This is a genomic window from Ruminiclostridium papyrosolvens C7, assembly GCF_000421965.1.
In the GTDB taxonomy this organism is placed as follows: Bacteria; Bacillota; Clostridia; order Acetivibrionales; family DSM-1351; genus Ruminiclostridium; species Ruminiclostridium papyrosolvens_A.
Genome location: NZ_ATAY01000088.1, coordinates 136,817 through 157,677, shown reverse-complemented (window position 1 = coordinate 157,677; position 20,861 = coordinate 136,817). Strand labels below are relative to the sequence as shown.

The following is a 20,861-nucleotide window of genomic DNA, read 5'->3' as shown; positions in this document are numbered from 1 at the left end:
TTAAGCACTCATCTTATATAGATTAGTGCTTCTATTTTTGTTTTAGTTTGTACTCCTTAGAGCTCATTCCCGTATATTTCGTAAAAACATGAGTAAAGTAGGCCGGATCTTCAATACCCACAGCATAAGCCACCTCTATACTTGAGCACGATGACAACTGAATTGAACGTACAAATGTATTTTACTGTAATCCAATGTTTTCTTATCAGAAACCACACATTGAAAGGAATCATGAGTACTACTACCCAAGTTAAATCAATTAATAATCTTACTCAACCTTTACTCAGTAACAGGTAACATTAGCTATAAATCACATTAACAGCGTAGCAAGAGCCAGAGTAAACGGACGCAATCCATTTACATGGCTCAAATTCTAATGGATGCTGTTCTGTTGGGAAAGCTTTCGGTTAAACCTATTCTGGCAGATGAAATGCACCTGAAACCTGATTCATAGTGTTTCCATTTGAATAAATTTAATTTCACATAACATTAACTGCATACCGATAATTGGATATAATTTTAACAGATGTATTGGAGAAGAGTCAAAAGTTTTGCAACAGAGCCCAAATCAAAATGACTATTGACTTTTAAATATTGATTTGATACTATAAATACAGTTAAACGTTTCGCGAATGAAGGTGATCATATCTCTGCTACAATGAAGGATGTTGCCAGGAAATCCGGGCTATCAATAGCGACAATTTCAAAATATATTAATGGCGGTAATGTCCTGGAGGAAAATCGTGTTGTTATTGACAAGGCAATAAAAGAGTTGGGTTTTGAAGTTAACGAGATTGCGAGAGGGTTAAAAACTAATAGAACAATGACAATTGGACTATTAATTCCAAGCCTTGAGAATATATTTTTCACAAGTATAGTTTCAAATATAGAAAGTATTTTAATTAAGAATGGTTATAGTACGATAATTTGTGACTATAAGGAAGATAAAAACCTTGAGAAACAAAAGCTTGATTTTTTAGTAAAAAAAATGGTTGATGGGATTATTACTATGCCGATGGGATCTGATTTAGAGGTTATTAATTCGGTTATTAACAGAAATATTCCAGTTGTACTTATTGACAGAGCTCTCAAGGGGGTAGAGTGTGATACAGTATTGGTAGATAATCTGAATGCTTCTTATAATGCAGTAGAACAATTGATAATACTGGGGCATAAAAGAATTGGGATTATCTGTGGACCTGGGGATATATACACTGCTCAGGAACGTTTGAAGGGTTATGAAAGAGTACATGAAGATTATGATATTACTATAGATAGCGAACTTATAAAAAAAGGCGATTATCAGGTAGAAAGCGGATATAGGCTTCTGTTGGAATTAATAAAAATGGAGGAACCTCCAACTGCTGTTCTGGTTACAAACTATGAAATGACTCTCGGTGCCGTAATGGCTATAAATGAAAGTGATATAAAAGTACCTGATGATATATCCTTTATAGGTTTTGATAACTTACAGCTGGCAAAAGTAGTAAAGCCTCCATTATCCATAGTAATTCAGCCTGTTAAACAAATTGGTGAAGTAGCGGCAAATATGATATTAAGACGGCTAAAAGGTGACAATTCAAATTTTCCATCCATGATTAGGCTTAAAACAGAGTTGATGTTAAAGGATTCAATTAAGAAGGTAGAAAATTAATTAAATAAAATGTGTTTTTAAAAGTATACGAGAAGTGAATGTATTTTGCTTCTCAAATATTTTCAAGTAAAGCGAAACGTTTAGCCGTATAATTTTAAAAATGCAAATAACGTAACGAGGTAAACAATATGGAAAAACTATTACTAGGAATTGATATAGGAACATCTGCCTGTAAAGTAGCAGTATTTAACCTTCAAGGTAAAGTATTATCACAATCTACAAAGGAGTATAGGGTATACTTTCCTCATTCAGGCTTTGTAGAGCAAAACCCGAATGAATGGTGGGAAAGTGTCTGTACCGCAATCAAAGAGACAATTGTTTCTTCCAAAATAAACGCAAGTCAAATAGCAGGAATAGGTATTGACGGACAGAGCTGGTCTGCTATACCCATTGACAAGAAGGGTGATGTTCTCAGCAATACACCAATATGGATGGATACAAGAGCAGATGATATATGTAGAGAAACTATAAATAGAGTTGGATTTAACAGAATTTTCAAATTAAGTGGTAATTCATTTGAACCTACATATTCAACACCTAAAATACTGTGGTTTAAGAAAAACATGCCAGATGTTTACAACTCAACATATAAGTTTTTGCAAAGTAACAGTTTTATAGCTTTTAAACTGACAGGTCAAATATCTCAGGATTTATCACAGGGTTATGGTATACATTCTTTTAATATGAAAGAGGGCAAATGGGATGATAGCTTTTGTGACGAGCTAGGATTTGATAGAGATAAGCTTCCAGAGATTTATCAATGTCATGATGTAATTGGTGAAGTAACGGGTGTGGCTGCTGCGCAAACAGGATTAGTTAAGGGTACTCCTGTCGTTGCCGGTGGATTGGATGCATCTTGTGGAACACTTGGTGCGGGAGTTATAAAAGTGGGTCAAACTCAGGAACAAGGAGGGCAAGCTGGCGGAATGAGTATATGTCTGGATTCAGCAATTGCACATCAGAAGCTTATTTTAAGCTTCCACGTTGTACCCGGACTTTGGCTTTTACAGGGAGGAACAGTTGGCGGAGGCGGAACGATAAAGTGGTTTAAACAGGAACTTGGAGCATTTGAGGAAATAGAAGCCAAGGCAAAGGGGTTAAACCCCTTTAAAGTTATGGATGAAGAAGCTGAAAAAATACCTGTGGGATCAGAAGGGTTGATATTTTTACCGTACATGGCTGGAGAAAGGTCTCCGTTGTGGGACAAGAATGCAAAGGGAGTATTTTTCGGACTGGGTTATAACAAAACCAGAGCTCATATTATTAGAGCTATTATGGAAGGCTGTACATTTGCATTACAGCACAATTTGAAAACTGCAGAGGAAATTGGTGTTGGCATAGATAAGCTGGTTGCAATGGGGGGAGCTGCCAACAGCAGACTTTGGACACAAATGAAGGCTGATATAACAGGTAAAACCATCAATGTTCCAACTTCAGATACAGCTACAACACTGGGAGCTGCAATTCTGGCAGGTGTCGGAACAGGATTATATAAGAGCTTTGATCAGGCGGTAGAGGATACTATTGTAATTACACGCACACATGAACCTGATTTGCAGGCTCATGCCAGGTATAAAAATAATTACGAGATTTACCTTGAACTATATGAAAAACTGAAGGACACAATGCAGAAAGTTTAAGGTACGGAGTTAGAAATTCTGAAATAAGCTTTAAATACTTTAAAACAAGTGCCTTTATAAAATAAATGATAGAGTGAGAACGCGTTAAGGGAGGTAACAATGAAAGCAGGAGTATTACATGCAAAAGATGATATTCGTTATGAGGAGATAGCTACACCTGTGGCTTTAAAGGGAGAAGTTCTGGTAAAGGTGATGGCTACCGGTATATGCGGATCAGATATTCCCAGGGTTCTTGGTGATGGAGCACATTTTTTCCCAATAGTGCTAGGTCATGAGTTTTCAGGAGAAATAGCAGAAATAGGCGAAGGGGTAACTTCAGTCAAGGTCGGTGACAGAGTTGCTGGTGTACCATTAGTTCCATGTCTGAAATGTGATGACTGTCAGAAAGGTGATTATTCACAATGTAAGCACTATAGCTTTATTGGCTCAAGAGAGCAGGGAAGCTTTTCTGAATATGTAAAAATGCCTGAAAAAAATGTTGTCAAGTTTGATGATAGTGTACCTTTTGAGCAGGGAGCATTTTTCGAGCCGGCTACAGTAGCGCTTCACGGTTTACTTTGTGCCAATTATCGGGCAGGAGAAGATGTTGCGATCCTTGGTGGTGGAACGGTAGGAATGTTTACAGCACAGTGGGCAAAAATATTTGGTGCAAAAAGAGTATTTGTGTTTGATATTGATAATGACAGATTAGCACTTGCAAAAAAATTGGGCGCTGATGAGACTATTAATACTCTTGATAAGAATTTTAGACAGCAGATAGATGGGCTTACTAATAAAAAGGGGTTCGGCTTTGTCTATGAAACTGCAGGTGTTGACGTAACAATGAAGCTGGCTTTTGAAATAGCAGGAAATAAGGCTTCGGTATGTTTTATTGGCACACCGACAAAGGATTTGGTATTTACTCCAAAACTATTTGAAAATATGAATAGAAAAGAATTTAAGCTTACCGGCTCATGGATGTCATACAGTGCACCATTCCCGGGGAAAGAGTGGGCTCTTACCGCACATTACTTTTCAACCGGAGAACTGCAGTTTGATACTAGCTTTATATTCAAAAAAGTTCCCCTTAGCAATATTAAGGATGCTTTTGATATGTTCAAGGTTCCCGGAACTGTTAAGGGAAAAGTGCTGATAGTTAATGACTAAGTAAAATAAACAGAGATCTGGATTTAGGGGCAAATTTACTTACTATGAATCTTAGAAACTGTTGTACAGGGTCGTAACGCCTATCCTCGCTTTCAGAAAAGGAGATCAGCGACGCAGATATCGGATGGATTATTCGATTAGGACAAATAACAGATAATTAGCCATATTCAGTAATTTAGAGGTTCACATTATTTAAAGAGGGGGTCGTAACAATGGCAGATTTGCATCCATTAAAGCAATTAGTTGCAACGCAGAAACAGGGAGTACCTGTCGGAATATATTCTGCCTGCAGCGCAAATGAGTACGTTATTGAGGCAGCTATGGAGAGAGCTTTAAAATCAGACAGCTATGTATTAATCGAAGCAACCGCAAATCAGGTTAATCAGTTTGGGGGCTACACCGGTATGAAACCGGTAGATTTCAAAGCATTTGTATATGATATCGCCAGGAAAGTTCAATTGCCTGTAGAAAAAATAATACTTGGCGGGGATCATCTGGGACCACTTACATGGAAAAATGAAAAATCTGATACAGCAATGGAAAAATCCTGTGAATTATTAAAGCAGTATGTCTCGGCAGGCTTTACAAAAATACATATTGATACAAGTATGCATCTGGCAGATGATAATATCAACGAAAAGCTGGATACAGGTGTTATTGCTGAAAGAGGAGCTATACTGTGCAAAGTTGCCGAGGAGGCATATGCAGAACTTGTTGAAAGTGATAAAAATACATTGCAGCCTGTATATGTTGTGGGCAGTGAAGTACCTATTCCCGGAGGAAGTCAGGAAGAGGACGAGGGCATCCATGTTACAGAGGTAAGCGATTTTGAAACAACCGTAGAAACCTTTAAACAGGCATTTTATAAGCTGGGGCTTCAGAAGGCCTGGGATAATGTTATTGCTGTTGTAGTTCAGCCGGGTGTTGAATTTGGTGATGAGACTATTCATGAATATAACCGTGAAGCAGCTAAAGAATTATGCCAGGCACTCAAAAAATATCCTAACCTTGTTTTCGAGGGCCATTCCACCGATTATCAGACGCCAACAGGACTCAGAGAAATGGTTGAGGATGGAATAGCTATTTTAAAGGTAGGACCAGCATTAACTTTTGCACTGAGAGAGGGACTGTTTGCTCTTAGTTTAATCGAAGAAGAAATGTTCAGATATAATCCTGATATTCATCTTTCAAACCTTATAAACGTATTTGAAGAGGCCATGCTTCAAAATACCGATAATTGGAAAAAACATTACCATGGCAATGGAGAGAAGCTCAGGTTTGCCAGAAAATACAGTTTCTCTGACAGATGCAGATACTATCTGCCGGACCCTAATGTACAGAAATCAATTGAGAGGATGTTGCAAAACCTTAATATGGTAACGATACCACTATCCTTATTAAGTGAATACATGCCTATTCAATATAGTAAAGTTAGAAATGGCAAATTATCTAACAATCCTATAAGTCTTTTAAAAGACAGAGTTGTAAACTGTATTGATGACTATTTATATGCTACAGAAGCAAAATGTTTTATTTAAAAACGGTTTTTATACCCGGTATAATATGAGATTTATCGAGTGATTAAGATAAATAATATAAAATAAAAAGGAGATGTATTTATGAGTAATGATATTATAAATCCAAGCTTAGTGCCTCAGAGAATATTACGTGGGGGAGACAAGATGCCTGGTATTGGAATGGGCACTTTTGGTTCAGACAGATTTTCTGCTGAAGATATCGCTGCTGCCGTAAAAGGTGCGGCTGAGGTGGGTTTCAGATTGTTTGACTGTGCATCTGTTTATGGAAATGAACATTTAATCGGAGATGTTTTTGAAGATATTATGAAGTCCGGTATAAACAGAGAAGAACTTTTTATTACTTCTAAGGTTTGGAATGATATGCATGGGAAAGGGGATGTATTACTATCCTGTGCAAAAACCTTAAAGGATTTAAAACTTGACTATCTAGACTTATATTTTGTACACTGGCCTTTTAGAAACTTCCATCCAAAGGGAGCTGCCCCTGATTACCATAATAAGGATGCTAGACCATTCTCAATTGAACAGTATATGGAAACGTGGTACCAGATGGAAAGAGTACAGAAAGCTGGTTATGTTAAACACATAGGAGCATCAAATATGACTATACCTAAATTAAAGGAATTGATGAAGTACTGCACAATCATGCCTTCAGCAATTGAAATGGAGCTTCATCCATGCTTCCAACAGTCTGAGCTATTCAAATTTGTTCTTGATCATGGCATACAGCCAATTGGATTTTGCCCGATAGGTTCCCCAACCAGACCAGATCGTGATAAGACTTCTGATGATTTTGTTGATATTCAGGAACCTGTAATTGTTGAGATAGCTAAAGCACACAATGTTCATCCTGCTGTTATTTGTATCAAATGGGCTGTACAAAGAGGCCAGACTCCAATCCCATTCTCAATTTTTAGAAAGGAGTATTCAAGTAATATTCGTTGTGCAGTTGAAGATCCATTAACTGAAGAGGAAATGAAAAAAATTGAAAGTGTTGATAGAAACTGTAGATTAATTAAAGGACAAGTATTCCTGTGGGATGGAGCAAAGGATTGGAAGGATTTGTGGGATTTGAACGGAGAAATAACAAAATAATTATAACGCTAAATGCGGATTTGGAGGTTTTATGTTAAAAGGAATTCCTTCTATTTTAACCCCTGAACTACTAAAGACACTTATGGAGATGGGGCATAGTGATGAAATAGTGATAGCAGATGGGAATTTCCCGTCAGGTACCTTTGGAAAAAAGGTGATTAGACTGGATGGACATGGAGTACCCGAGGTGTTGGATGCATTACTGAAGTTCTTTCCACTTGATCCTTACGTTGAAAAACCTGTAGCATTAATGGAAGTAGTACCCGGAGATGCTGTAGAAACACCAATATGGGAAGTTTATAAGGGAATAATTAACAAACATGAACCGATAAACAACAAAATAGGTAATATAGAAAGATTTGCTTTCTATGAAAGGGCAAAAAGTGCGTATGCAGTAATTGCAACAAGTGAAGCAGCACTTTATGCAAATATTATTTTAAAAAAAGGTGTAGTAATAGAGGAGTAATTATACAATAATAACTATCTACAAATACATAAAGAAATGGCAAGAATTTTTTGTTTTGAATTAATACAACGTTTACCGTTATTAGTACCACAATATGCAAATATAAGGATAATGTGGTACTAATAACAATAACGCTTATAAGATTCAGAGGCAGTAAAAACTTCCATATAAATCTTAATAAATCTTAGAAATTTGCTTATGTTACAGAATTGATTAATGAATGGTAGTTGAACCTAATGGATGGAAACTGGAGGTTAATGTGGAGTTATTAGCGCACGTTAAAAAAATTTATTTTAATAAAGATAACCTTAGTGATGCCGATATGCAAATATCCAGAAAAATGTCTGTTTTTGAAGGGTGTACTGCCAGAAGCATACTTACTTTGACAAGCGGTGCGTTTCTAGTAGGTTTTGCAAAATTTCTTGGTGCAAGTAATCAGATATCAGGAATTATTTCTGCAATACCAGTATTAGCAGGAATAATAATGGCATTCTCACCTATAGTATTTGAAAAAATGGAAAACAGAAAGTTTATTACATGTTTGTTTTGCTTTATCGGCAGGCTTTTACTGGGCATGATGATCATTATACCGTTTATAAAATCATCGCAAGTATTTCAGCTCTCTTTATTAATTGCAGTATTTTTTATTGCTAATTTACTCATAGCTTTTACTTTACCGGCATCGCAAACCTGGATTCTGGATATAACCCCGGAGAAAATAAGAGGAGTCTATTTTGGACGAAGGGAATCAATTGTATTGGGTGCAGTTACAATTATTACTCTTGTAATGGGACAAGTACTTGATAGGTATGAAAAACATGGAGAAATGTTAACCGGATTTATTATACTTTACATATTTGTAATCTGCGCTGCAATAGCTAATTTCATTTTGTTTACAAATATTAAAGAACCTTATAATAAGTTAGCAAAAAATAGAGTATCATTTAAATATATATTTACAATACCTTTAAAAAATAATGTATATATGATAGTCGTTTTACTGATGGCATTATGGAATATAGGTTTTCAGCTTGCAGCTCGATTTACGTCTGTTTATATGGTTTCACATTTGAAACTGGGGTATAGCTTGATAACAATAATGACTGTGCTTGCTTCAATTACAAGTGTACTCTCGGTAAGATGGTGGGGAAGACTGGCAGATAAAAAATCTTGGTTATATTTAATAAAATTAATGGTTGTTATTCAAATTATATGCTTTTTTATATGGTTTTTTATAAATAGAAATACACTGTTTTTATTACCTATAGCTCATATATTAAGCGGGGCAGCGATATCTGGAATAAATATTTCAATAAACAATATTCAATATACTTTTTCTCCTAAAGAAAATAAGACTATATACATGGGCTTTTCTTCTGCAGTTAACGGAATATTTGGGTTTTGCGGCACTTTGGCAGGAGCATATTTTATTAAGAATACAGATACTTTAGGTTATAATGCTGCAGGTTTTACAATAGAAAATATGCAAATGATTTTTCTCACAGCCGGAGTATTACTTATGGGTTGTTTAATTGTAATTCGAATGCTAAAGAAGTTTGAAGAGTATGCAACTGTCCAAACATAAGTTTAAGTTTACGGTGTATAATAAAAATATTACATAAATAAAATTATGTTACCTTTTTATGTTGCCGATGATATACTTATCTAATAATATCAAAATTAAATTACAGGATTTGAAAAAAATGAAAAAAAAGTACTTTAATCATTTAACTAAATTGCTCAAGGACGTTTCAATTAAAAATAAGATTTTTATTTTTTATATAATAATATTAGGAATTTCGCTAAGCATTTTTACTTTTCTTACTATCAGTATATCCAATAAGGCAATAACCGAAAAAGCCAAGAAAAATGCTGAACGTGAGCTGACACTTATTGATAAGAATCTCATGAACCTGACCAGAAATTTCGAGGACTATGTAAGAATACTATCTACAGAGAACAGATTGCAAAATCAACTTGAATTGGTAAGAAATAATGATTTGAACTCAATTGAAAATATGAATGTTGAAAAAACATTAAAAGAAGTAATTAGCAATATTGTACAACCTAATACTAAGATGTTGGCTGCAAGTATTATGTCTTCAAAAAACATACTTTTTGACATAGGATATGCAGATAATTCAAGCGTATATTCCCAATTTGATAGAACTATGATAAACAAGGTGATCGAAACAAAAAGCCCTGTTTGGACAAATCTGTTTAAATTAAAATATCGTTATGGATCTGATGAAAATGTTTTTGCAATTGCAAAATCTATTATCGGAAGAAATACAGGAAGCCGGTTGGGAATAGCAATACTTTATATTAAGGAAACTGATATAGCTTCAATATATTTAGATAACATAATAAATGAAAATGATAAGTTTTTTATACTGGATAGTAAAAATAATATTATATCTACTCAGGATAAACGTGATTTATATCAAAAATTTGAAGAAGATAAATATTTGGGTAAATATAAACTGAGTCAAATACCGAATAATGGTAGTCTCACAACAAATATAGATGGTAGACAAATACTGGTGACTTTACATAAATTTGATAAGCTTGATTGGAAGATTATCAGTACTACTCCTATGGATGAAATAACCAGCGAGAATAAAGGAATAACCAGACTAATTATTATTATAGGAGTTGCCTGCCTGGGGTTTGCTTTTGTAGCATCATATCTGTTGTCTTACACAATATCCAAGCCTATTTTAAAGTTGGTTAAAATTATGAAGGAAATAAAACAGGGAAATTTAGGATTGAGAGCTGATTTTAACGCTAATGACGAGATTGGAATGCTGGGAGACGGTTTTAATAGTCTAATGGATAGGATTAATAAACTATTGGAGCAAATTTATATTGAACAAAGGTTAAAGCGTGAAAGTGAATTCAGGCTTCTGCAATCACAGATTAAGCCACATTTCCTTTATAATACTATTGAAACTATTATTTCATTTATAAAACTCAATTTAAAGGAAAATGCCATAATGTCAGCAAAATATCTTGCCGGATTTTATAGAATTTCACTAAGTAAAGGCAATGACATTATAACAATAAATGATGAAATGCTTCTTATAAATAACTATTTATCTATACAAAAGTTAAGGTATGTCGAATATATGGATTATCAACTGCAATTTGATGAGGAAATATTAAAATATCAAATACCGAAGTTAACTTTACAACCCCTTGTAGAGAATTCCATTTACCATGGTTTGAAGCAGAAAGAGGACAAAGGCACGCTGATAATTAAAGGTTATAAGTATAAGGATTGTATTAATATTGATGTTTTTGATGATGGAATAGGAATGACTCAGGATAAAATTGAGAGTATACTTCGTGGTTCAGCAGAGCATAATAAGTCACCTGATTTTGGAGTTAGTAGCGTGGATACAAGATTAAAGTTATTGTACGGTAAGGAATATGGATTAAAGATAGAAAGTTTAGTTGGACAATATACTAAAGTCACTGTCAGACTGCCGGCTACAGAATTGTAAAGGAGTTAATGAACATGCTCAAGGTTATGATTGTAGATGATGAGTTTTATTTTAGAGAGGCATTAAAAATATCACTATTATGGGAAGAGTTGGGATTAGAAATATGCGGTGAGGCTAAAAACGGAAAAGAAGCCTTGCAGAAAATCCAGGATTTAAATCCTGATATAACTATTGTAGACATAAATATGCCAATAATGGATGGCTTGGAGTTTGCTAAAAAAGTAAAGGAAAAAAAGATTAATACTAAAATTCTAATTTTAACTGGACATAGCGAATTTGGTTATGCAAAACAAGCAGTTTCATTAGGAGTATGCAACTATTTACTGAAACCGGTAAATGAAGATGAACTGACTAATTGTTTATGTGAAATGAAAGCAGATATAGAAAAGGAAGTTAATATCAAAGTTGAGGTAGAAAAGTTAAAAGAACAGGTTAAAGAAAACATTCCATTACTGAAGGAAAAGTTTTTAAATGACTTAGTACAAGGAAACTCAGTAATAAAGTCAGAGGAAGTATTCAACAAGATAAAATATCTCAAAATGAATATGCTTTCCGAATATTATCGAGTAGCAGTAATTGAAGTTGACTATGATGAAAACCGAGAATGGACTGATGAAGATAAGCAGCTGTGGATATTTGCCGTAAAAAATATTACAGAAGAAATACTACAGGAACATTTTGAATTTGAAATGTGTTACGATAGTGATGACCGACTATGCATTATATTATGTTTGAACGGAGATGAAGAGGACTCTTTAATAGAAGATAAATTTGAGAAAGTCAGAGTATTAGTTGACAAATATTTTAGTTTCTCCATTTCAATAGGCATCGGTAATAGGAAACGTGATATATTTGATGTTACCAGTTCATATAAAGAATCTATTATAGCATTAAAGAATAAGCTTACCGTTGGCAGCAATAAAGTAATATTATATAGTTCAGTCGATGATTTGGAGCTAAAGCTCAATTTATTTACTGCTGAACACAGAAGCCAGCTGTTATTAAGTATGCGGACAGGAAATAGTGAAGAAATAAAAATGATTCTGACGAACATATTCAAAGATGTTCGGGGCAAAAACATTCACTATGAAATACTGCTTGTAGTTTGTGTGGAAATTATGTCGGTATGCATGGAAATAATTGCTGAAATGGGCATTAGTTTTAAGGATATTTTTCCAAAAGACGAATTAAATGTACTTGAAGAAATTCAGTTAAAACAATCTATAGATGAAATGGAAAGTTGGGTAAATAGGAAATTCACAGATGCTGTTGAATATATCAAAAAGAACAAGAATACCAAAGCATCACAGCTGATTGAAAAGGTTAAAAAATATATATTGGATAACTATCAGGATGACGAACTTGATATTAATAAAATGGCAAAAAATCTTTTCGTAAATTACGGGCATCTTTGTTTTATATTCAAAAGAGAAACAGGTATTACAATAAATGAGTATCTTACCAAATTCAGAATTAAGAAAGCTAAAGAACTCTTTGACAGCGGAAATCAACTGGTTGTAAGTGTGGCAAAAAAAGTTGGTTATGCTGATGCTAACTACTTTGGAAAGTGTTTTAAGAAATATTACGGGCTTGCTCCCAGTAAATACATAGAAAATGTGAGCCAAAAGAAATATCAAAAATAATAGTCAATTGGTGCGATGATGTTGCATCGTCTTTAGAACTTGTGGGTATGAAAATGCAAGGTGCATTAGAGATATTTACAGTAATTTTATCCGGTGATTGGTAAATTAACAGTCAAATTTCCTTATTGCCATAAAATTTTCTCTTCAATGGAGGGAAGAAAATATATATCATATAAACATAATACAGAATCTTTCGAAAGAGATATGTGAATTTTTTATAATGTTATAGGAGGCAATAATATGATTAAATTGAAAAAAGTTGCGTCACTTCTTCTCTCAGCAGCAGTGGTTGCTTCACTGGCAGCTTGCGGAGGAGGCAATACAGCATCAGACAGTTCAGTATCATCTTCAACAACGTCAACTTCACAAGCATCTGCCAAATCAAGTGAAAAGGTTAATCTGAAATTCCTCTCTTTAAGTGCAGATGACAATAGAAACAAAATCAGAGAAAACTATATTAAAAAAAATATTGAAAAAGATATGCCAAATGTAGTGGTTGAATATGATTTAGGCGGTGGCGGAGATGATTATGCCAATAAGTTAAAAACTTATAACGCTTCAGGAGATATGCCAGATGTATGGTTTTCAGAGCAGAATCTTTCGTCTGTAGTTATCTCAGCAGGAAATGCATTAGATTTAGCTCCGTATGTTACAAAAACAGGCTTTGATAAGAAATTTACTATGAAAGAAGTAATTGCACCGGATGCAGACGGCAAAATATACTGTGTACAGCCTGGCGCAGACCAATACTTTACTCCAAGATTGTGGTATCACAAGGATATCTTTACAAAGAATAACATACAGGTACCAAAGACTTTTGATGAGCTAGTAAAGGTTTGTGAAACTTTGAAGGCAAAAGGAATTACACCGATTTCTATAGTTGGTAAGGGTGGATGGAGTCCTAATCTTCACATGCTTCAGACTATGATAATGGCAGAAGATCCACAGGTTGCAGTTGATCTTACTAACAATAAAACCGATTTCAGCAACCCTGTTGTTAAAAATGCATTGGGAAGAATTCAGAAACTTGTAAAAGTTGGTGCATTTGCACCGGGCATTACAAATATAGATTATGGTCCAGCTGTTGAAATGTATACTTCAAACAAAGCGGCTATGCTTGCAATGTTTACATGGGAACTTCCAAATCTTGAAAAAGCTAGTCCTGATACTGACTTTATAGTTTGGCCATCAGCAAAAGAAGGTGTTGATGCAAATGCAGCAATTCAGTACTGGGGTGCTCCATTAAGCGGATATTTAGTATCCACCAAGACTGAGAACCCTGAAGTAGCTGCTCAGTTTGCAATGTTCTGTGCAACTCAAGACGCTTTGTTCTACAACACTGAAAACAAGTCTATGACAGCTCTTGATACAGGTGTTAAAATTGAAGGCATGTCTGAGTTGGCAAAGAAGAACTTAGATCAGTTCAATGCTGCTACATTAAAAATTCCTTCTTTATGGTCTGCCATATACAATACAAGGATGTCAGCAGAAATAACTACTCTTGACAGTAATCTTCTTACCGGAGATTATTCACCGGATGAATTTATTAAGGCCATAAATCCTATATGGGCTAAAAACTTTGATAAATAACACTTGAACTAAAAATGAAGGCAAGACAATACATATCCCTATATGGAAACTCAATTTCATATAGGGATTTTATTAAATAAGGTGATAATATGAATAAAAACTATAATAGTAAACTTGCAATTTTTATATTTGCTTTTCCAACATTGATTCTATTTACAGCTTTTGTTGTGTATCCAATTATTCCGGAACTAATTATTAGTTTTCAAAATAATGATGGTTTCAAAAATATGGGATATATAGGACTTGACAATTATCGAAGTATTCTTATGTCAGCGACCTTCTGGAAATCAAATGCTAATACAATATTAATAGTAGCAATCTCAACATGTGTAGGCCTTCCTATTTCATTACTCCTTGCTTTATTAATGGATAGGCAGACTGAAGGCGTAAGAAGGTTTTTTAAACTAAGCAGTGTATTCCCCGCAGTACTTTCAGTTACTGTAATAGGTCAGATGTGGATAGCTATTTATGAACCACAATGGGGAGTAATTAATAGTGTATTAAGGTCAATAGGATTAAACAATCTTGCATTAGAATGGCTATCCGATAAAAGGACAGTTGTAATTGCAATTGCTGTAGCCTTCCTGTGGCAGTATATAGGTTTAAATGCATTACTTTTCTATACAGGTATTAAATCAATACCGAAAACTTATTATGAAGCAGCTACAATAGACGGAGCATCCTTCCTGAAAACTAGTATAAAAATAACAATACCGCTTTTACAGGATGTTACTAAATACTTATTGGTATTGTCCGTACTTGGATGTATGTCCCAGTTTGCACATGTCAGAATAATGACAGCAGGAGGACCTGGTGATGCTTCAAGGACAGTTATTTACGAACTGTATTATAGAGCATTTTCAGCATCCGATTACGGGCAGGGATGTGCAATTGCTATTATATTTATAATTGAATGTCTTTTATTTACATTAATAATTAACAAATTTGTTGCAAGAGAAAAAGTAGAATTTTAATGGGGTGATGATTAAAAATGAAACAAAAAGTTATTAACAGGATAATCAAGATAACACTAATTATTATAGGACTAACATTCCTTTTTCCATTATATTGGATGGTGAATCTATCCTTCAAATCAAAAAGCGAGGTATACGACAATCCGTTCGGTCTTCCGAAGGAATGGGTTTTTAACAACTATGGCGATGCATTGGAAAAGTTTAACTTCCTCAGATACTTATCAAACAGTGTGATATATTCTATTGGTACAATTATTATTACAATCCTTTTGGGCAGTATGTTTGCATACTGTGTAAGCAGAATGAACTGGAGATTTAAAAATACTGCTTTAACATATGTTTCACTAGGCCTGATTATACCGGTTCAGGTTGTAATTATACCCCTCCTTATAATGGTTAAAAATATTGGACTTAAGGATACTCATTTGGGATTAATACTACCGTATTCAGCTTTTGCGTTATCCTCATGTATTTTAATGCTTTATGCATTTTTCAGAACGTTACCCAGGGAGCTTGAAGAAGCAGCGTGCATTGATGGATGCAATATCTACCAAACATTTTTTAAGGTAATACTTCCAACAATTAAGCCTGCACTTGCTACACAGTTTGCGCTTATATTTATGAACACGTATAATGAGTTCTTTTTAGCATTTATTTTAGCTGCTGATGATAGCATAAGGCCATTACCAGTAGGCTTACTTAATTTCTTTGTAAGTATAGGTGTATCCCATTGGGGGCAGATTGGTGCCGCTATGGTTATAACAAGTATTCCTACAGTTTTGGTATATTTGGTTGGAAATGAGCAAATAGAGAATGCTCTTACAGCAGGAGCAATTTTGAAATAGTTGAAGTAAGTAGGCTTTTAAAATCAAACAATTACATTAATACATCAGCATGGACACCAAGTGAAAACGCTATAGGGTTTAAGGGCTTTTATAGTAGTAAAAGTGTATTTATAACGCTAAAAAAAGGAGAAAATAATGCATAAAGTTTTATCAGAATACCTTTTTTCAGATATGATAATAAGATACTTAGCAAATGAGGAAGGAAATATAGGATTTGAGATTTTGCCTGCCTGCCTGAAAGAAAAAGTAGCTATCTCTAAAAAGTATAATATTGATCCACTTGTCCAGGTTTTTATAAGAGGTGATGATTTTTCAGGGGGGTTTGCAAACGGTCACACAATGAGAAATGGACAACAAACCTTTCTGCTTCAATATGAATCCCAGAAAGTTGAAAAAATAGAAAACACTCAGGTCATTACCACTATACTGAAAAGTAAACAAGGCTATATTGCGAGGCATGTACTTACTTATCACAATGGGTTGAAAGCCTTTGAAGCGAAGACGGTATTTGCTAATAAATCTGATAAAGCTATTTGCTTAGAAATGATATCCAGTTTTTCAGTTGGTGGACTGACTCCTTTTATAGAAGGTGAAGCACCTGAAAGTATGAATATTCACAGGATACGAAGTTGCTGGAGTAATGAAGGAAGGCTTATAACAGAGGCAGTCGAGGACCTGCAGCTTGAACCATCCTGGTCAGGCCATGGTGTAAGAACAGAAAAATTTGGTCAGACCGGGTCTATGCCCGTCAGAAAATTTTTCCCATTCCTGGCGGTGGAAGATACAGTTACACGTGTGGTTTGGGCTGCGCAGCTGGCCTGTGCCTCATCATGGCAGATGGAACTGTATAGAAGGGATGATGCATTGTGTATATCCGGTGGACTTGCAGACTATGATTTTGGACACTGGATGAAGGTACTGGAACCAGAAACTGAATTTGAGACACCTTCAGCATTTATAACAGTCGGTATTGGAAATGTGGACGAAGTATCACAAAGGCTACTTACAATACACAAGTACAACTTTAACAAGATAAGCAAGTTTGACAGGCTGCCGGTTCTATTCAATGAATTCTGTACTACTTGGGGAAATCCTTCACATGATAATATCCAAAAAATTGTGGATATTATCAAAGAAAAAGGAATTGATTATTTTGTTATAGACTCAGGTTGGTTTGCAGATAAAGAAAATGGCTGGGATGGTACACACGGGGACTGGATAGTAAGTCCGGAAGTATTTCCATATGGTCTTGAGGAGACTGTAAGGATAATCCGGGAGGCGGGAATGATTCCTGGAATCTGGTTTGAGTTTGAAAACTGTGGAGTTCTGTCAAAAGCATATAAAGACGATAAACACCTTCTAACGAGAGATGGAAATATAATAACTTCAGGACTCAGGAGATTTTGGGATATGACCGATCCATGGGTTATTGATTACCTGAGTGAAAAAGTCATATCAATGCTTAAACAATATGGTTTCAAATATTTAAAGGTTGACTATAATGAAACAATTGGCATAGGTTGTGATGGGTATGAATCCCTTGGAGAGGGACTAAGACAAAGGATTCTTGCTTCACAGGAATTCTTCAGGAGAATAAGGGAGGAAATCCCTGACATTATTATAGAAAACTGCTCTTCGGGAGGGCATAGACTTGAACCATCAATGATGTCATTATGCGAAATGGCATCATTTTCAGATGCACACGAGTGTGATGAAATACCAGTTGTGGCAGCTAATCTTCATAGAGTAATAAATCCATGCCAATCACAGATATGGGCGGTGCTACGGAAGAAAGACAGTAAAAAGAGAGTTGTATATTCTATTACTAATACTTTCCTGGGAGTCATGTGCTTATCTGGTGATGTATATGATTTGGATAAAGAGCAATGGAATATAATTGAAGAGGGAATCAGTTTCTATCGATCCATTTCAGATATTGTATTAAATGGCACAACTTACTTTTTCGGTTCAAAACTTAAAAGCTACAGAAATCCTAAAGGGTGGATGGGTATTCTAAGAAAGTCTGAGGATGAAAAGGAAGTACTTGCTTTGATTTATACGTTCCACGGAGATTTCCCTAATACGGTGGAAATTCCTGTAGGTGATAATTATGAAATTTGCAATACTTACTGTGCTTTCGAAAATAATGTTTTACTCATAAATGGAATTCTTTGTATCAACATGAAGGAAGAATTCGAAGCAGTAGCTGTTCATTTAAAATTGTCCAAGTGATAATAATAAATATAGTAAATAAATCAACAATACAACAGCCCATTTACAGGAGTGATAAAAATGGATACTAAAAACAAATGTTCTCCCTCGTTTGTTCATATTATGCCAATGACTGAAAATATCATAAGAGTTGTATATACCAAAAGTGAAGAAAAACCTGATAACAGTATTCTTATTGCGGAAGATTTCAAACCTATGGGTAATTTGGCAACAGATAACTACTTATGTGTGGATGATTCCATTTTGTTTAAAAACAAACAAGGCGAGGTTATTTTAAAGGAAATAGGACACAGCTTAACTGAAAAAGAAGTTCTTACATATTATGTAGATGGCGAGCCTGTCATCAAGTACAAGCAGACAGCAAATGGTGATGTAGCTTATATCGAAAATGCCAGACACAAGTCTGCAGGTAAATCATATGAGGGGAAGCTTGTTTTTTCCATAACGGAAAAAGAGGGTATCTATGGTTTGGGTCAGCATGAAAATGGGATTTACAACTATAATGGCAACAAGGAATACCTGTTTCAAGCAAATATGAAAATATCTATTCCCTTTATACTATCATCCCGAAATTATGGAATACTGATTGATACGGAAAGTGCTGTAATTTTTGACAGCAAACAAGGAGAAGTAACATTCTCAATTGATACAACCACGGAGCTTTCTTACTATGTTATTATAGGAAAAAATTTCGAAGAAATCATTAAAGAGTTAAGAAACCTGACAGGAAGAGCACCGATGCTTCCAAGATGGGCTTATGGATATGTTCAATCCAAGGAACGGTATTCTTCTTCTGAAGATCTTTTAAATACAGTATTGAGGTTTAGAAATTCAGGTATCCCTATAGATTGCATTGTACAGGATTGGTTTACCTGGGAAGAAGGTTTATGGGGAGAGAAGAGTGTAGATAAAAAGAGATATCCGGATATTAAAAGACTAGTCGACAGACTTCATAAAGAACACGTAAAACTTATGGTTTCTATTTGGCCCAATATGGCGGAAGGTGGGACCAACATCCGTGAGTTTAAGGAAAAAGGACTTTTATTGCCAAATACAACTACCTATGATGCCTCTAGCGAAGAAGCAAGAGCTATTTACTGGAAGCAATGTGAAGAAGAATGGTTTTCGGCAGGAGTGGATGCATGGTGGTGCGATAATGCTGAACCTTTTTCCGATGCGGACTGGAATGGAGAGGAAAAAAGACCGGAAGAACTGCGTTATCAATTGATTGTAGACGAATCCAAAAAGTTCATGGATTGGACGCGTCTTAATTCTTATGGCCTTTTACATTCAAAAGGTATTTATGAAAACTGGCGGAAAACTAAAAATGGAAAACGTGTTATAAATCTTACGCGTTCATCCTATATATCAGGTCAAAGATATGGAACGGTTTCATGGTCTGGAGATATCAGTGCAAAATGGTCTGTTTTAAGAAAGCAGATTACTGAAGGTATTAAATTTTCAATGAGCGGCATGCCCTATTGGACATTGGATATCGGTGCATTTTTTACAGTAAAGGACAAATGGGAAAACAGGGGATGCAATTGCTGTGACAATACCAATAAGCTATGGTTCTGGGACGGGGATTATAATGACGGTGTAGATGATTTGGGATATAAGGAACTCTATGTAAGATGGTTTCAATATGGTGCTTTTTTACCTATGTTCCGCTCACATGGCACTGATACACCGAGGGAACCATGGAATTTCGGCAAACCGGGAGATATTTTTTATGAAACATTACTTAAGTTTATAAAACTACGCTACCAGTTGCTTCCTTATATATATTCAATGGCAGCAGCAATTAATCAAAATCATTCAACAATCCTTCGCAGCTTAATGTTTGATTTTGCAGAAGACGAAAATGTGAAAGAGCTCAGCGACAGCTTTATGTTCGGTAAGGCATTCCTTGTTTGTCCGGTTACAGAGCCCATGTACTATGAAGTAAATAGTGTGCCTCTGTCAAATGCTGAAAAAACAAAAAAAGTATATTTACCTAAAGGTGCTTGGTGGTATGATTTCTGGACGAATACTTTGTATGAAGGAGGACAGACCCTAACGTACAGAGCGACGCTGGATATGATTCCGTTGTTTGTTAAGGCAGGTTCCATTGTACCGACATCTGAACCGCTTATGTATGCAGACGAGAAAAAGGGGGAGATATCCGAAATCATTATTTACAGCGGAGAGGATGGAGAGTTTACCTTGTATAATGATGATGGAGACAATTACTCCTATGAAAAAGGGAACTATTCATCTATTAATCTGGTGTACAAGGATAATAAAAAAACATTGACGTTTGGAATGGCTTGCGGTGAATTTAAATACCAGGAAAACTTCAAAATTAAATTGATTAAAAGCGGAGAAAATACTAAAACAATTGAGTTTATATACAGAGGAAAAGAAGAAACGATTAATCTTTAATATCTATAAAAACGCCGGGTACCGGCGTTTTTAATTTACAATACTCTCATTTTTTCATTTTTTATCATGTGATATTAGGTGTTTTGGTTTCGAAAGGCCTCAAACGGT

At 35.1% G+C, this 20,861-nt stretch carries 15 protein-coding genes; 14 read left to right on the top strand and 1 reads right to left on the bottom strand.

Features of this window, described 5'->3' with window-relative positions:
* Window positions 1-31 precede the first annotated feature (31 nt).
* Window positions 32-133: an AraC family transcriptional regulator gene (locus L323_RS41150; RefSeq protein ID WP_278245001.1), complete on the bottom strand. Its 102-nt coding sequence runs from the start codon at window positions 131-133 to the stop codon at window positions 32-34.
* Between the two features lie 525 nt (window positions 134-658).
* On the opposite strand from L323_RS41150, the gene L323_RS37395 reads away from it, so the two are divergent.
* The 14 genes from L323_RS37395 to L323_RS37330 all read left to right on the top strand — a co-directional run bounded on the left by L323_RS37395 (window position 659) and on the right by L323_RS37330 (window position 20,753).
* Window positions 659-1,654: a LacI family DNA-binding transcriptional regulator gene (locus L323_RS37395; RefSeq protein ID WP_020816800.1), complete on the top strand. Its 996-nt coding sequence runs from the start codon at window positions 659-661 to the stop codon at window positions 1,652-1,654.
* Between the two features lie 128 nt (window positions 1,655-1,782).
* Window positions 1,783-3,294 (top strand): xylulokinase, encoded by a 1,512-nt coding sequence (locus L323_RS37390; RefSeq protein ID WP_020816799.1) that lies wholly within the window; start codon window positions 1,783-1,785, stop codon window positions 3,292-3,294.
* A 99-nt stretch (window positions 3,295-3,393) separates the two neighbouring features.
* Window positions 3,394-4,440 carry a galactitol-1-phosphate 5-dehydrogenase gene (locus L323_RS37385; protein ID WP_020816798.1) on the top strand — a complete coding sequence of 349 codons (1,047 nt, stop codon included), beginning with the start codon at window positions 3,394-3,396 and terminating at the stop codon, window positions 4,438-4,440.
* A 212-nt stretch (window positions 4,441-4,652) separates the two neighbouring features.
* The gene (locus tag L323_RS37380; RefSeq protein ID WP_020816797.1) at window positions 4,653-5,978 is read left to right on the top strand and encodes a class II D-tagatose-bisphosphate aldolase, non-catalytic subunit; all 1,326 of its coding nucleotides are present in this window, start codon (window positions 4,653-4,655) and stop codon (window positions 5,976-5,978) included.
* A gap of 81 nt (window positions 5,979-6,059) precedes the next feature.
* On the top strand, window positions 6,060-7,073 hold the full coding sequence (locus L323_RS37375; protein WP_020816796.1) for an aldo/keto reductase: 1,014 nt from the start codon (window positions 6,060-6,062) through the stop codon (window positions 7,071-7,073).
* 31 nt (window positions 7,074-7,104) lie between these two features.
* Complete coding sequence (locus L323_RS37370; RefSeq protein ID WP_020816795.1) at window positions 7,105-7,539, top strand: RbsD/FucU family protein; 435 nt, start codon at window positions 7,105-7,107, stop codon at window positions 7,537-7,539.
* Between the two features lie 259 nt (window positions 7,540-7,798).
* Window positions 7,799-9,124, top strand: coding sequence for an MFS transporter (locus tag L323_RS37365; RefSeq protein ID WP_020816794.1), 1,326 nt, complete (start codon window positions 7,799-7,801; stop codon window positions 9,122-9,124).
* Between the two features lie 118 nt (window positions 9,125-9,242).
* Window positions 9,243-11,045: a sensor histidine kinase gene (locus L323_RS37360; protein WP_020816793.1), complete on the top strand. Its 1,803-nt coding sequence runs from the start codon at window positions 9,243-9,245 to the stop codon at window positions 11,043-11,045.
* Between the two features lie 14 nt (window positions 11,046-11,059).
* A complete protein-coding gene (locus L323_RS37355; RefSeq protein ID WP_020816792.1) occupies window positions 11,060-12,688 on the top strand; it encodes a response regulator in 1,629 nt (542 codons plus the stop codon).
* A gap of 240 nt (window positions 12,689-12,928) precedes the next feature.
* The gene (locus tag L323_RS37350) at window positions 12,929-14,278 is read left to right on the top strand and encodes an ABC transporter substrate-binding protein (protein ID WP_020816791.1); all 1,350 of its coding nucleotides are present in this window, start codon (window positions 12,929-12,931) and stop codon (window positions 14,276-14,278) included.
* Between the two features lie 89 nt (window positions 14,279-14,367).
* Window positions 14,368-15,252 carry a carbohydrate ABC transporter permease gene (locus tag L323_RS37345; RefSeq protein ID WP_020816790.1) on the top strand — a complete coding sequence of 295 codons (885 nt, stop codon included), beginning with the start codon at window positions 14,368-14,370 and terminating at the stop codon, window positions 15,250-15,252.
* Window positions 15,253-15,269: 17 nt separating this feature from the next.
* Window positions 15,270-16,097, top strand: a complete 828-nt coding sequence (locus L323_RS37340) for a carbohydrate ABC transporter permease (RefSeq protein ID WP_020816789.1) — start codon at window positions 15,270-15,272, stop codon at window positions 16,095-16,097.
* 135 nt (window positions 16,098-16,232) lie between these two features.
* Window positions 16,233-18,329 carry a glycoside hydrolase family 36 protein gene (locus L323_RS37335; RefSeq protein WP_020816788.1) on the top strand — a complete coding sequence of 699 codons (2,097 nt, stop codon included), beginning with the start codon at window positions 16,233-16,235 and terminating at the stop codon, window positions 18,327-18,329.
* A 60-nt stretch (window positions 18,330-18,389) separates the two neighbouring features.
* Window positions 18,390-20,753: a TIM-barrel domain-containing protein gene (locus L323_RS37330; protein ID WP_020816787.1), complete on the top strand. Its 2,364-nt coding sequence runs from the start codon at window positions 18,390-18,392 to the stop codon at window positions 20,751-20,753.
* The last annotated feature ends 108 nt before the right edge of the window (window positions 20,754-20,861 follow it).